Source organism: Sphingobacterium sp. 2149 (assembly GCF_031455655.1).
In the GTDB taxonomy this organism is placed as follows: domain Bacteria; phylum Bacteroidota; class Bacteroidia; order Sphingobacteriales; family Sphingobacteriaceae; genus Sphingobacterium.
On the sequence record NZ_JAVDTD010000002.1, the window covers coordinates 279,287 to 294,615 of the forward strand.

The window sequence follows — 15,329 nt, forward strand, 5'->3', positions numbered from 1 at the left end:
CAATAAAAAAAACACGCTAGCCTTGGGGAGTGCCAGCGTGTTTACTACCTATTGAAAAACGTTATAATAACAATCTGTCATAGGGAAAGGTTTTAAAAAGTTTGTACTTTATTTCAATTTATTGATGTGATAGACCTGCGTAACTCCAGGATCAATTTCAGCACCTTTTTTAACGCTATTGTTCTTAATGTTATATTCGTAGATAAACCACTTTGATGCGGGCGTTTTCACTGCGGTATAGAGATTGCCGTCTTGAATCAAATTAATGGTAGTCGTAGGGTCGCCACCTGTCATCTCGGCTAAGTTGGCGACGATTCTCTTATTGGCAACATCGATAACATAGGGCCTGATATACGCTTTACCATCACCCAACCAGGCGAGATCACCACCTTTTACGGCATAATCTTTCAGATCGTATAAGTAGCTTTTGTCAAATTCCGTCTGTCCATTATTGACGCGCAAGATCGCAAAAGTACCATCTGTTTTACCACGCGTCAAAAGGTAAAGATTGTTGTTATCATCAAGGAAAGAATAGTTTTCTCGCTGCCAGTGACCAGCTACGTAGCTCGCTCTGTCGTCGCTCATGATATGACCATTGGCCATACTTGGGTAATCACAGATATAGGCATAAGCTTTTTTGTTGACAGGTTTATAATCGGAATCGTAGTAGAAAAATCCAAAATAGGCCTTGCCTCCAGCAACGCGCATACTGGTCACATTGAGGATCGTCGGATCGACCGTTCCATCTTTCTTATATACGGTGTAATCCAACATCGGGATCTGCGCTTTTAAAGTCTTATTCAGCGTCATATCCTTTGTGTTCATAAAGTAAATATCTTTTTCAAATATTTTTTTCTCTAGGTTGGCATCACTGGCTCCTGTACTTGTAAAGACAATTTCGTCGTTTGTGCTAAATTGGCTGGCAACTTTTCCAAGGTAAAAATCACTTGGAAACGCATAATTATCTACTTCTTTGAATAAAAGCCCTTGAGGGGTTTGTACCAATTGGTGCTTACTGAAACGTGTACCATCGTTGGACAGGTAATAATAACCATTAAAGATGTACGCGTAACCAGCATAGCGAGCTTGAGGTAAGTTGCCGGTAATGTCTACGCCCTTATTGTTGGCTGGCGATAACAAGGTATCCTTCATGATCTCATCCGTCGTTAAAAGATAGGAGCCATTTGCCGTAGCAACCCATACCGAATATTCTGTCGGTTCGGGCGTTGTTACCTCAGGCACATTTGGACTATCTTTACAGGAAGATAGCAGTAGTGCAGCGAATGCACAAAAACCAAATAATCTATTTTTTTTCATGATTATAAATGTTATTTTATTAATTATAGGATTGAAACTCTAAATTTTACATAAAATGCACGCCCCGGTTTTTGAAGACGAAAGTTGTCGTAAGCGCGTTCGTCAAAGATATTACGCGCCTCACCCGAGAGATTATAGCGGTTGCGGTTCCAGGAATAGCTAAGCAGCAAACTGTGTACGAGTTGTGTGGGAATATAATTCTTGGAAGCCAGCGAGCCCAAATGGCTGTCGCTTAGGTAAAACCATTTGGTATACTGTGTCGTCCAGTTGATCTGTGTACGGCTGCCTTTACTGAACCAATCGTTTTGTGCAAAACCCAAATCCAAATTTCCATAGACCCATGGCCGGTTTGGGATCTGGTACCCATAAGTCGCGCTCACTTGTTGATTATTTTCATTGGTGTATTTCTGATTATCGATGGCTCGGTCATAACTACCATTGAAGGCGACAGTAATAACATCTTTATACCCGTAGCGTGCTTCGAAACTTCCGCCGTAGATCTTTACACCCGGAATGTTGTAGTACTGAAATTTGTCCTGTCCATTGTCTGTTACAATGCGTGTATTTTGATAGTCTTTTGCCAAGCGATAAAAACCGGAAAGATCTATATTGATAAAATGGTTTTGGTCAAAAAAGGTATTGTAGTAAAAACCGCCATTGAGATTATCGCTATTCTCGGGCTTTAAATCCCAATTGGAAAGAATATTAAAATTATTACCATATATTGCTGTCATCTCAGGCAATTTATAGGCTCTTTCTGCAGAGAACTTTACGCCACCATCTTTGAATATCCGATAACGGGCAGCGATACTATAGCCCGTATTGCCCAAATAGTTTGTTTGTGTCACGATGTCACCACTCAAATACTGATTATTATCGTCGTATTTTCGTTCGTCAATCTTTTGGTAGGTATCAATACCGTAGTATTTAAAGGCAAGGTTGGCAACCAGTCGTTTGTCAAACCATTGACTTTGCCAGGCTAGACCCGCAATATGTTTAATCATATTCTTTGGTAATCCCGAAGTATTGTGATTTAAGATTTTATCATAGGTTTGACGGTCATTGGTACTGATATTATAATTCAGGTTTAAGCTCTGCGTGCGGCTCTCGTCAAAATCGTAATTCAAGTTTATTCTTCCAAGTAAACTACTGGTATTATCTCTTATATATTTCTCTCGGTTAGGGGTATTTCCAGTGGAATTGCTAATTGGACGACCACCCCACTCATAGTTATATTTTGCCGTATCCCTGTTGCGGGTGACGTCATAACCATAGTTGGCATACATATCGGCGTACAGGCGGTCTATTAGAAAGTTTTGTTTTTTGTAACTAATGGTCGGCATAATGTAAGCCGATTCGGTCCAGTTGCCACCAAAAGGTTTGTTGATTGTGGCGCCGAGTTGATTTTGCTTATTGTTACCTGAATACGTCAGTCCTACGAAAAACTGATCGGCCCAGCTTTTATCCCGCAGCCCCACCTCAATCTGACCCATGCTTGAATAATAACGGTCATGAAATCGTCTTGCTTCGTCAATAGTGACAAATTTATTATCGATTACTTTTTGAATAAGAATTCCATACTTCTCCTCCGTATACATCTTGTAATCGTTGTCGGAATAATTATAGAAAGCATTGGTACGAATCGACAGCTTACTTTTGGGATTGGTGTACATCCCTACTAATGATGCTTGATGTGTATTGAAGGATCCATAACTATAACTCAGATCAAGAAAGTGCCTATTGCGTTGTTTAGTAATGATGTTGACGGCACCACCAAGAGCATCTGATCCCAAAAATGCCGGAACTACCCCCTTATAAATCTCCACCCGGTCCACCAGATTGACAGGGATATTATTCAACGACATAGCTGGCCCAAAATCATCCATCGGAACACCGTCTATATAAATTTTTGCAGCCAACCCGTTAATGCGAAAAACAAAATTGGATCCCAGTCCGCCGTCTTCTCGGATGGTGACACCGGGCGCAGTACGTAAAATCTGATTGACATTGGCTGTCTGATTGGCATATCGGTTCATATCAATCACGCTGACATTAAACCCGGATCTTTTTATTTCGTTAACTCGGCGTTGGTTTTCGGTCTGCCCCCTAACATTGGCCGTTTCAAGAACACGTTCATCTCTCTTGAGCTGAATATCTTTGTAATTCTCATTGCCTTTTAAAAGTGCGCTCTGTGCAATGTACCCGATAGAAGTTACTTCTAGCTTATAGGGTGGCTTAGCGTCTACACGCAACTTATAAAACCCATCCAAATCAGTAGAGGTTCGGTTTTCTGTGCCCAGTATACTAACGGTAGCACCTTCAATTCCTTTTCCAAACAAATCTTTTACATAACCTGTAAGGATGCGCTGTGCTTGGACTGAGTTCGTAAAAACTAATAACAATATAAAAACGATGTAGGAAGACTTAAACATGTTCGTTTGGTAATAATTTCAGTTGTTTATCATGACGTTTAAATAGTCTATTCATTGAAAAATCTCGAAGCCATCTCGATCATTAGAAGGAGACTATTTTCATCGCCGGCACAAATATAGATTTATTTAGATTTATTACAAATAATAATTTCAATTAACCTCTATTTTTCACTTGAAAACAAGTAAACTCATACTGAGATATATACACATATAAAAGAGTGGTGATTAATAAAGCGGATAAATTTTTAGACAAGTTGTAAGAATAAATAAAATTGATATATTTGCATAGTTTAAAATGAATCTAAATAAAAGAAGTGATATTTAATCACTATAAATAGTCAACAATGTATACGCTTTTACTCCTATTTATTTTCACCGGTAGCTTTTTTTGGTACTGTTCCTCGGCAAAGGTCCATATCAAACCAGGTTCATCTTTCATGATCGCTCTTATACAAAATAAGAGCCGTGCGAGGTTACTGGCCATGGCTGTGCTCGGTCTTTCATGGCTATGGACCATGTACTTGCAGGGTGCTCTTTCGGGAACATTGGCTTTTGGAGCCTATACCATGGGATTCTTTAGCCTCATCGTACTTTTGTGGCCCTATCGGTATTTTAAATGGAAACAACTGACCGTTATCCTGCTTCTTTCTCTGTTTTTTGAATTTTTTGTGTTTTAAGACATGCCTGCCAATAAAAAATACCTAAGCTCTCCTTTACAACGTTTCCTCAAATTGACCGCTGGTTTCTTTGGGGGCTATTTTGTGATGCTATACTTCCATCTTTGCCTAACGAAAATATGCGATAAAACAGACATTTTGATTACGGCTTACGTCACGGGGTTTATCGCATGGGCAATATTATTGCTCGTCGCCTTTCTTTCAAAAAGTGGTTGGCTGATATGGGGCATATACCTGTTTCTGATCGCTGTATTCTATAGCATCTTTATGTACCTATAATATCCTTATCATGAATTTAAGACGTTATAATATCTACTTCAATACGCATACAATCTCTGGGATAATCATTTGTGCTATTTTGTATGTGATTTTTTTCGCGGGATCCTTTTCATTTTTTAAAAATGAAATCAATGCCTGGCAAAAAAACGAGTCCGACAAAGGTGGAAGCTACCAAAATATGGTTTTTGATCATCTCCTAGATTCTATTGCACAGATTAAAGAACTAAAAGGAAGAGATATTACCTTTTACATGCAGCACAACGGTCATGCGAGTTATGTCAATATCGGCGCATCGCAGGATACCCTGGTGGCCAATAAAGCGAAAGCGGTAGCGGCGCAAAAAGAATTGGCCGAAAAGAAACGACTCGCGACGGAAAATAAAGGTGCAGCGGTAAAAGATGCAAAGGCCAAAGATGAAAAAAAGAAAAGACGTGGCCGCGGCCGACGTGGAAACGAAGATTCGATGTATTTTTCCTATGACCTGGCTACTAAAAAATCGTCAGATTATAGCGATGGCTATACCATGGGTGAATTTTTGTATCGCCTTCACTTCTTAGCGCCGCTCAACCAAATTGGGATCAATATTGGCAGACCCTTTGGCTACACCCTTGCTGGGCTGGTATCGTTTATCTTCCTCTTTGCGCTGATCTCTGGTCTGATGCTCCATTGGGATAAAATCAAATCCAACTTCTTTGTCTTCCGGCCCGGCAACAAATGGAAAACGGTATGGACAGACATGCATACGGCCCTGGGTGTGATCGGCTTTCCATACCAGTTTATGTATGCCCTGACGGGAATCGTACTGATCGTAAACTCCGTATTGATTATTCCGTTTAGCAAATATCTCTATGATGGAAAGGAGGATCAAGTATATGAAGCCCTTGGCTATAGCGACAATACACAATATACGTATTTGTATGAGCCGCTCAAGACAAGCTTCAACATGGGTAACTTCTTGGACAAGCTGGAAAGCAAATGGCCAAATAGCCATATGAACCGCATCTTTATCAAAAATTATGGAGACAAAAGCATGCATGTGGTAGCGCTATATGATGCCGATATCGATAAAAATTTTGCCGGTTCGGGGAAAATTATCTATCGGGTGGCCGATGATAAAATCCTCTTTGAAAAATCGACGGCAGAAAATGGCTCTTATCTAGATTATATGAAGGGGTTTATTTACCGACTCCATTTAGCAGATTTTGGTGGCTATCCCGTCAAGATTATCTATTTTGTATTGGGTATCATGGGCTGCTTTGTGATCATATCGGGTATTCTGATCTGGCTCGTCGCAAGGGATAAAAATAATATCCCCAAACGCAAACGCATCTTTAATTTCTGGGCGGCCAATGTATTTATGGCGAGCTGCCTGACGATGTTCCCAATCACAGCAATGTGCTTTATTGCAGTCAAGCTGGCGACGAAAGTAGATCAGTCGTTTATATTCCATGTTTACTTCTATAGCTGGCTGGCCCTGGCTGTTTTTTATGTGATCCGGCGCAACATCGCAAAAACAAACTTAGAAACACTCCTACTCGGCTCGATATTGTCTCTTGCAATCCCAATTGCGAATGGTGTAAAAACGGGGAACTGGATCTGGGAAACTTATCGCTCAGGAGCAAACGATATTTTACTGGTGGATCTCCTCTGGTTGTCTTTGGGCATCATCGGCCTACTCATCTTTAAAAAGATGCTGCAAAACCAAAAAAAGGAAAATGCGAATGGTAAAACGGACTCATCCGATGACAGCGTTGTTGGCCGTACGACGGGCACAGCCAGTCGCATGCCGCTTAAGAGCACATTTGCCCTTAAAAACAAACCTGCTACAAAATACTAAAGTTACGATGTTCATCGTTGCAAAGGCGAGCTTTATCGCTCGCCTTTGCTATAGTGTTGACGCTAATTTATGATTCTATTGACGCTAAATTTTTCCTATCGTCCGACAATTCTATTGATGAAATCTCGCACAGCGCCGCCCGTGTGTTTAAATCTGGACCAGAATCAATAGTTATATTTCTCCTTCCACTTGTCCCGTAAACTCTGCCTTAATTTCTCCTCCTGTGGATTTTTACCAGGTTCATATAATTTGACGCCGCTGATTTCTTTCGGAAGAAATTCCTGGACAACAAAGTTTCCTGGATAGGCATGCGAATACTTGTATTCAGCACCATAATTTAGGTTTTTCATCAACTTTGTTGGGGCATTACGGATAGCCAAGGGTACGGACAGGTCGCCGGTTTGTTTCACCAAAGCCTGTGCCTTATTAATGGCCTCATAAGAAGCATTGCTTTTGACCGAGGTAGCCAGGTAGATCACCGTCTGCGAAAGAATAATACGCGATTCGGGCCATCCAATCACGTTAACCGCCTGAAAACAGTTGTTGGCCAACAATAAGGCATTCGGGTTGGCATTACCAATATCCTCCGAGGCCAAAATCAACAGCCGCCGTGCAATAAAGGATGGATCTTCGCCGCCTTCAATCATCCGCGCTAACCAATATACCGCTGCATTTGGGTCCGAACCACGGATGGATTTGATAAAGGCGGATATAATATCGTAATGCTGCTCTCCTGCTTTGTCATAAATCGCCATATTCTGCTGTACCTGTTTCAGTACAAAGGCATTTGTGATCGGCTCTCGGTGTAGTATGGCCGCATTGACAACCAGCTCCAGCACATTTAATAATTTACGTGCATCGCCACCGGACAGCCGCAAGAGTGCCTCATACTCCTCAACAACGATCGTCTGTTTCTGCAGGTATTCATCCTCATGCAATGCTTTCTCGATCAGACCAATGAGATCTTGCTCGGAAAGATGCTCCAATACATACACTTGACACCGCGAGAGCAAGGCTGAAATAACCTCGAACGATGGATTTTCAGTGGTGGCACCAATAAGTGTCACCAATCCGCGCTCAACTGCTCCTAACAGGGAGTCCTGCTGTGATTTGGAGAAACGGTGAATCTCGTCGATAAATAAAATTGGCTGGTCTTGGTTGAAGTTCATCAGCCTTTCGGCCTTTTCGATCACTTCACGAATATCCTTCACCCCTGCCTGAATTGCACTTAATGAAAAGAAAGGTCGATCCAGTTCTTTGGCGATCAGCAAGGCTAAACTTGTTTTACCCACCCCCGGTGGTCCCCAAAGAATCATGGAAGGAATATTCTTTTGCTGGATTGCATGATAAAGCACTGCGTCGGGACCGACAATATGCTGCTGCCCTACATAAGCGCTCAATTGCCGCGGTCTAAGTCGTTCTGCTAATGGAATTCGTGTCGCCATAGTACAAAGTTATAAATTAAAAATAGCACAGGGACTAAATATTTTAGTTTAACGCTTTAACATTTTTTCACACAATTTTTCGTCATATTTGCTCTATTATTTATGTAAATTGCTTTTCACAACGCATGAGCAGTATTGAAAGTTGTGCAAAAACAACGCTGAATTGCTCCGATAGTGAAGTTTATAGTAAGCATTAATTGTGATGTAATCATCAATGAGAATGACAAAATACTGGTTTTATATCTTGACCACCCTGACCATATTCATGAATATACCGCGTCGGTCCGTGGCACAAAATGCAGAAAAAGATTATACGGGCGCGATTAAAAAATACGATGCTTCGTTTAAGGGTATCGGACCAGAAGTGTACTTCTTACCTCCACCTAAAACAGCCAATGAAATACTTGCAGAAAACTATGCTGAAAAGAAATTTTTTAGCAAAGAAATTGCGAGGCAACTCTTACTCCAACGTTTGCTACTGCAGCTGCGAAGCACCAATAACCTTGGGCATTTCAACTACTTAATGAATCCGATGCCAGCGACTGCCAACGCCTGGAACGATGCAATTGAAGGGCAAAAGAAAGCGGAAAATTGGACGGCAGGCTATGCTTTATCAAATGAAGCCGCCCTATTTTCCATTAAAAATAACGACAGCAGCAATGCGTCAGCATTTTTATATCAGGCACTTTCTTTGGCTAACCGCACCGATAACAGGGATGATATTGCAACCATCAATTTAAATATCAGCAATTTTCAGCTGTACAGCGGGGACTTTGAGCGAGCCGAAGAAAGTGCACAAAACTATCATACGTACGTGATGAAGAGCAAAAGTTATGTGGAGCAGGCAAACGCCTGGCTTTTAATTGCTATGGCGCGAGCGGGACAGGGAAAATATAAAACAGCCGAAAACAACATCATTCGCAGTGCGATACCGCTATTCAATAAGGCTAAAGCTTATGAAGGAAAGATTTTTGCCTGGGAAATGCTTGCGGAAATCTATTTTAATCAGCATAAATATACAGAGGCCCAATGGTTTCTGCTGCAGGCCCGTGACCTGGCCAATGCCAAAAAACTAAGTAGCGAACTTGCAGAAATTGAATATTTGCTGGCCTCCTCCAAACAAAAGGATGGTAACTTTAAGGTGGCAATCAAAGAGTTTGTGCAGGCCGCAGAGTTGGCCGCAGCGGAAAATAATAAGCAACTGTCGTTGGCAATACTGGACAAACTCGGAGAAGTATATCTGGTCTTAAAAGACTATCCATCGGCTGATCAGACCTACAAAGCCTATACACAGTTAAAAAATGAACTGTATAAATAAAACAATCTACCCCTTCTGCTGGTCTACTGAAAGAGCAGTTTACAGAGCGACTTTAAGCTTTTTGTAAATATTGAAAGATAAATCAAATTAATTTTTAGATTCTGCGGTAATGTGCTATGAATTTCACTAAATTTAGCACGCTTATCAAAAAGAGCTGAATATTTTTTAAAAAGAATGATTAATAAAACCGTCGAAAATATGTTTAGGAAACTCATATTTGCACTTTTTGTTGTATCCATTGTATCTTGTGGTTCAAAACCACGAGTCGCACTTCCTGATGACGAAGGGCTTAAACCAAGCACACAGCATCAGATCATCGCTAAGGAAGTCTCTGGATTATTGGAAAATGCAAGCTACAAAAAGGTCAAAATGAACGATTCAATATCGGGCATTATATACGATAATCTGATCAAAAGTTTGGATCAAGGAAAAAATTACCTGCTTCAGTCAGATATTGATGAATTTCAGTCTTACAAAAATAATCTTGCCCAGGACATTAAAAATGGGGATCTATCGGCCGCTTTCCATATTTTCAACGTGTATTCGAAGAGATACCTGGACAGAATGCAATATGCGCTTTCCGAAATCGGCAAAAAACAGGATTATACGAAAGACGAGTATTACCAGCCTAACCGTGAAAAATTAGGTTGGTTCAAAACGGCAGAGGAGGCCAATGACCAATGGCGAAAACGTGTGAAATACGACTTGCTCAACTTAGAAACTGCCAGTGGCAAATCTACCGACAGTGCAAAGACCAAACAGGTAGAGACATTAAAAAAACGCTATGTCAATTTGATCTCTCAAGCCAAAAAAAGCAACGCAAACGATGCTTTTCAGATCGTGATGCAAGCGCTGACAGATGCTGTAGATCCGCATACTTCTTATTTTAATCCCTCTTTTGCCCAGGCATTTAACGAAGGAATGGCCAATACTTTTGAAGGGATCGGTGCAAGATTATCTATCGATAACGAAGCCGTAAGTATCTTTGAAATTATCCCCGGTGGACCTATTTTCAAAGACAAGAGCATTCACGTCAATGATAAAATCATTGCTGTAGCGCAGGGAAAAGATGGTGAATTTGAAGATATTATTGGTTGGAGACTTGATGCGGCTGTAGCAAAAATCAAAGGTCCAAAAGGAACAATCGTTCGTCTGAAAATTATTCCTGCCGGCCAGCCCATGAACTCTCATCCACGTATTGTATCCCTGGTACGGGAGAAAATCGTCGTTGAAGAAGAGTCTGCGAAAAAAGAGATCATGAACGTCAAAGGAGCGGACGGAAAAATGTATAAAGTAGGTATCATCAACATTCCTAAATTCTACATGGATTTTGAGGCTTACAGAAGACGCGATCCGAATTATAAGAGCACCACGAGAGATGTTAGGATGATATTAGACACGCTGAAACAACAAAAAGTGGATGCGGTGGTCATCGACCTAAGATTTAATGGTGGTGGTTCTTTACCTGAAGCAATTGATTTGACCGGTTTATTTATCGATAAAGGTCCTGTTGTACAGGTGAGAGATACAAAAAACAACATTGATGTTGAAGAAGATAAAAATGCGGGTGTGTCCTGGGATGGTCCACTGGGCATCATGATCAACCGCTTCTCGGCTTCGGCTTCTGAAATCTTTGCTGGTGCTATACAAGATTATGGAAGAGGGATTATCTTAGGATCTCAAAGTTACGGCAAGGGAACGGTGCAATCGGCAATAGACATGTCGCGTGTCATCAGCCCAACCAGCCGATTGCTGTTAAAGGCATCGGGTGAAAAAGATCCAGACACCCCAGAAGGCGCTCCTCAGTATGGACAGATCAATATTACATTGGGTAAATTTTATCGGGTTAACGGAAGTAGTACACAACATAAAGGTGTGACACCAGATATCGTATTCCCTTCTCAGTTTTCTGCAGAGAAATTTGGTGAAAGCTCAGAAAAATCAGCGCTCCCTTGGGATCAAATCCAATCAAGCAACTTCAAAAAAGTAGCTGATCTGAGTGCAATCGATAAAAAATTGGAAGCGATGCATGAGGCACGCATCAAAAACTCATTGGAATATAAATATCTGAAAGAGGACATCGAAGAAGCTCAAAAGGATGAGGATGTTAAAATTCCATTGGAATTTAACAAATTCAAGAAAGATAAAGATGACAACCTCAAGAAAAATAGAGACCGCATCAACGCTTTATTGAAATTGCAGGGGAAACCAGCTTGGGAAGAAGGCAAATCACAGCCTAAAATCGACCTGGATTTCGTGAAAGACGAAAGTGCAAAAGTGATGACCGATTATATCATCAACTTTGGCACAAAAAAACCGATGTAATTTGCCCAAAACTAAAACTGTAACGTAAATAGCAAGAGGGTGTCCAAAAAGTGCATTGCCCCCAAAAAGTTAACCACTTTCTGGGGGTATTTTTTTATGAATAAGAAAAAGAAGCACAGTTTTGAATTTAAGCAGAGCTGTGTTAAACAGATGGATGAGCATTATCGCTCTGCAAAATCTCTTGGTAGAGAATTAGGAATCACCTATTCATTACTTGACACTAGGCATAGGATATATAAGTATCATGGATATGCAGGACTTCTTCCCAAAAAAGGGAAAAGGATCTTTAGCCCGTCTTTTAAGTTGTCAGTCCTTAGCGCAATCCGTGAAGAAAGTTTATCTTTGAAAGAGGCCCGCTTACGCTTCGACCTTTTCTCGTATGTCCACATCATCAACTGGCAAAAAAGACTGGATGAATTTGGTCCGGCAGGATTGGAGCCGCAGGCTAAAGGAAGACAACCTATGACTAAAAAAGCAAACCAACAGATCAAGAGAAAGGCCAGGAAAACGAATAAACCACTCACGCGTGAAGAGGAATTTTTGCAGTAGACGAGTATTTACGGGCGGAAAATGCTTTGCTAAAAAAGCTCCAAGCCTTTGCTCAAGAAGAAAACAGGCGCAAGCCATAATGGAGCTAAGGCATCAATTCGACCTGGTTACCATGTTGAACTGTATTAAAATGGCAAGGAGTACTTTTTATTATTACTCCGGGAAATCTGGACAACCGGACAAATATGAACAGGTAAGAAACCTAATCAGCAGAATATACCATGATCAAAAGGGGCGCTTTAGCTATCGCCGTATCGTGCTGATGATCAAACGATATGGAGTAGGTATTAACCACCATAAGGTCGTGCTTATTCTGATGGGAGAAATGAAGCTGAAGAGCCTGATCAGGGTGAAAAAATACCGATCCTACAGGGGTGACCTGGGCAAGATGGCTCTCAATATCCTTAATAGGGAATTCAAGGCTGACAAACCATCCCAAAAATGGGCTACTGATGTTACAGAGTTCAAAGTCAGGGAAGGAAAGCTCTACCTTAACCCGATCATTGATCTGTTCAATCAGGTAATTATCCGTTATGAGCTTACTGACATACCGGTCTTCAAGGTTGTAATGGACATGTTGAAAAAATCTCTTCCTTGTGCAAAAGTATCCTCAGAGTTGGTTTTAGATTCAGATCAAAGATGGCAATATCAAATGCATAAGTATCGACAATTGCTCAGGGAAAACGGAATCACCCAAAGTATGTCCAGAAAAGGAAATTGTCTGCATAACGCTGTGATTGAAAATTTCTTTCGAACACTAAAGTCAGAGCTCTTCTATATGAAAGAATATGAATCAACTGAGCAGTTAAAAAACGATATAAAAGACTACATCTTCTACTACAATAAAAAGCGGATCAAACTCAATTTAAATGTGGAATGAGCCCGACAGAATATCGAGCTCATTTCTAAAAATCTAATAACTAAATTTGTCCAACTTTTGGGGGCAGTCCATTTTCGGAAAGCCTCTTCTAAATTTTGCAGCTTAAGTAAATTCGCAATTAAGACCCTGAACAGGAAATCAGCTTTCGACCATTTCCTTGGCCAATAATCACCGTTCTTCCGTCTACCTTTTGGCTGATGACAACACTATTATTTCCCGATGCACTCCAATTAACGGTATTGAACGATAATCCATTTTTCAATTTTAGCGGAACCAGAGGCCCTCCACTACTTTTACTTCCCAGTAATGTTACCTCCCCATATCGGCTAATCAATATCCGGAGTAATGGCGCATTACTTGTACCCTTCATATCATAAACTTCAGGTATACCATTTACAGCATACTCCGTACCATCTACAAACTGAATATTCCGCACGGTTCCAAGACTAGTATTGGTCTGAAATTGAACCTGATCGTTCGTACTGCTTCCAAATATATATTGCCCATTTACGCGCATATTGAAAGCGTTGTCGAATTCGGTAATATCAAATTGAAAACCGTAATTTGCCTGCGGCGCGCTAAACGTATTTGTAATTACCTCATTATTAGCATAGCGCGTACCATCTTTAATAATGCCACTGTATGAGTTGCCATTAGCCGTCCAAGTCGCCCGCTCATAATTCCAATTAAGCGCATCTGAGGTTACGCTTTGCGTACAGGCTTTGAAATTCAATACTAAATTATATTTGTGCCCAGGTATAATCTTAATATTTGGGACAACAATATTATTCTTCGTATCACCATCAAGTGTAATGGAACCTATGGTGAGACTGGCCGTAGTTGTATTCGGACTGATCACTAGCGTTGGAAAAGCCGTCACTGAACGTGATCCAGAAGAGATCGCTGCAAATGTAATTGCCGCGCTCGAATTGGTAGAGGCATATACAAGACTACCGTCATTTAGGCTAAATGTTGCAGAACTTTTAGCAGGACTGACAACCATATTTGATAAAGCCGCTATAGATCCAGTCATACTATTGTCCATCTGCACTGTTGTAGTAATCTGACTAAACTGATGCGTCAGTATAACAGCTAAGTTGTTATTTCCGTATGCTAACTGCATCGTTTTTTTAAAGTACATCAGATCGCCATTGACATCTTTCAATTTAGCGGTTGACAAATTGGAAATACCGTCTACATTTGGAATGACAGAAGTGCTATTAATAGAATACACCACAAACGTGTAAGTTTTTCCAGCATCCAAATTGAGCTGTGGCGCATTAGATCCGTAGCTATAGTCAGTTGATTGCAAATAATTACCAGAGGCATCGTAAACAACAATTCGATATTTTACATTAGTATCAAGCGTTTTAGTGATCACCTGAGAAGCTGCCCTCAATGATCGCGTGTTAAGAGCAGGATCGACATAATCGCTTCTTTTAAAGGAAGCATCTAATTGGGAGTTCTGTTGATCTCTTAATGTTACGCCCAATGTCATGTGTTCTGAAACAGCCACTTCTGACACCTGCTCGGCTAATTTACTATTTGTGACTTTTCTGTTGGATGCCAATACCACAGTTTCTTCTTCGGGATCCCCTACCGATACTCCTACGGTAACAATTGCCAATCCTTCCTGTTCTGCGACAGGCACATTGTTTGACTTGGTACAGGATTGCAAAAGAACTAAACCCATGCAAAGCCCAAACAATAATCTATTTATAGTTAAATCCATTCCTTTCATGATATTTTTGATTAATTATAACTTCCCCAGTCTAAGTTTCTAATATCATCATTATCTTTCGTCCATTGTTCAACTACCTGACCATTAGAGTTTTGAGGCTGTACAGTCGCAGACTCAGCGGCTATACCCGATTCAAGATCGATTAAAAATAGTTCGATTTTTGGTTTTACGTATTGCTTTTTCATGATAAATGATGTTAAAAGGATTTAATAGAATCTAAGATATATATAAACGAGGTTCTTAAACAGTCCAAAATTATCCCCCAAATATTTCATATACAAACAAATACTAGAATATAAAAATACCTGTAGCTAGGCTACTACATAATGTAGAGTTACCTAAATATATATATATATATATATATATTGTCCGATTAAAAATATTGCTCAAATAATAAAACAAAGACGCGTATGCTGAATATCTATAAAATAGACAATACCTTTATTGACCATCCCAAGTTTTCAATCATGTAAACGTGTAAATGAGCTTGCCGAAGAGGGAAATGGAAAACCATCCACTGTGGAAATCA

The 15,329-nt window shown here is 40.4% G+C and carries 11 protein-coding genes; 6 read left to right on the forward strand and 5 right to left on the reverse strand.

Annotated elements, in window-relative coordinates:
* Positions 1 to 108: 108 nt before the first annotated feature.
* Together J2X77_RS03505 and J2X77_RS03510 are read right to left on the reverse strand one after the other, a co-directional pair.
* A complete protein-coding gene (locus J2X77_RS03505) occupies positions 109 to 1,317 on the reverse strand; it encodes a hypothetical protein (protein WP_209577210.1) in 1,209 nt (402 codons plus the stop codon).
* Positions 1,318 to 1,340: 23 nt separating this feature from the next.
* The gene (locus tag J2X77_RS03510) at positions 1,341 to 3,749 is read right to left on the reverse strand and encodes a TonB-dependent receptor domain-containing protein (protein ID WP_310079114.1); all 2,409 of its coding nucleotides are present in this window, start codon (positions 3,747 to 3,749) and stop codon (positions 1,341 to 1,343) included.
* A gap of 344 nt (positions 3,750 to 4,093) precedes the next feature.
* Here J2X77_RS03510 and J2X77_RS03515 point away from each other — a divergent pair, with 344 nt between their 5' ends.
* Positions 4,094 to 4,426, forward strand: coding sequence for a hypothetical protein (locus J2X77_RS03515; protein WP_310079115.1), 333 nt, complete (start codon positions 4,094 to 4,096; stop codon positions 4,424 to 4,426).
* A gap of 289 nt (positions 4,427 to 4,715) precedes the next feature.
* Positions 4,716 to 6,542 carry a PepSY-associated TM helix domain-containing protein gene (locus tag J2X77_RS03520; protein ID WP_310079117.1) on the forward strand — a complete coding sequence of 609 codons (1,827 nt, stop codon included), beginning with the start codon at positions 4,716 to 4,718 and terminating at the stop codon, positions 6,540 to 6,542.
* 164 nt (positions 6,543 to 6,706) lie between these two features.
* On the opposite strand, the gene J2X77_RS03525 is transcribed toward J2X77_RS03520, so the two are convergent.
* Positions 6,707 to 7,987: a replication-associated recombination protein A gene (locus J2X77_RS03525; protein ID WP_209577200.1), complete on the reverse strand. Its 1,281-nt coding sequence runs from the start codon at positions 7,985 to 7,987 to the stop codon at positions 6,707 to 6,709.
* 214 nt (positions 7,988 to 8,201) lie between these two features.
* Here J2X77_RS03525 and J2X77_RS03530 point away from each other — a divergent pair, with 214 nt between their 5' ends.
* The 4 genes from J2X77_RS03530 to J2X77_RS03545 all read left to right on the forward strand — a co-directional run bounded on the left by J2X77_RS03530 (position 8,202) and on the right by J2X77_RS03545 (position 13,059).
* On the forward strand, positions 8,202 to 9,305 hold the full coding sequence (locus J2X77_RS03530; protein WP_307184318.1) for a lipopolysaccharide assembly protein LapB: 1,104 nt from the start codon (positions 8,202 to 8,204) through the stop codon (positions 9,303 to 9,305).
* A 174-nt stretch (positions 9,306 to 9,479) separates the two neighbouring features.
* On the forward strand, positions 9,480 to 11,630 hold the full coding sequence (locus tag J2X77_RS03535; RefSeq protein WP_310079120.1) for a carboxy terminal-processing peptidase: 2,151 nt from the start codon (positions 9,480 to 9,482) through the stop codon (positions 11,628 to 11,630).
* A 39-nt stretch (positions 11,631 to 11,669) separates the two neighbouring features.
* Positions 11,670 to 12,179 (forward strand): transposase, encoded by a 510-nt coding sequence (locus J2X77_RS03540; RefSeq protein ID WP_307184320.1) that lies wholly within the window; start codon positions 11,670 to 11,672, stop codon positions 12,177 to 12,179.
* Complete coding sequence (locus tag J2X77_RS03545; protein WP_209577194.1) at positions 12,157 to 13,059, forward strand: IS3 family transposase; 903 nt, start codon at positions 12,157 to 12,159, stop codon at positions 13,057 to 13,059. The genes J2X77_RS03540 and J2X77_RS03545 overlap by 23 nt, the downstream gene beginning before the upstream one ends.
* Before the next feature lie 118 nt (positions 13,060 to 13,177).
* On the opposite strand, the gene J2X77_RS03550 is transcribed toward J2X77_RS03545, so the two are convergent.
* A complete protein-coding gene (locus J2X77_RS03550; RefSeq protein WP_209577193.1) occupies positions 13,178 to 14,791 on the reverse strand; it encodes a fimbrillin family protein in 1,614 nt (537 codons plus the stop codon).
* 20 nt (positions 14,792 to 14,811) lie between these two features.
* Positions 14,812 to 14,985: a hypothetical protein gene (locus J2X77_RS03555; protein WP_209577192.1), complete on the reverse strand. Its 174-nt coding sequence runs from the start codon at positions 14,983 to 14,985 to the stop codon at positions 14,812 to 14,814.
* Positions 14,986 to 15,329: the final 344 nt, after the last annotated feature.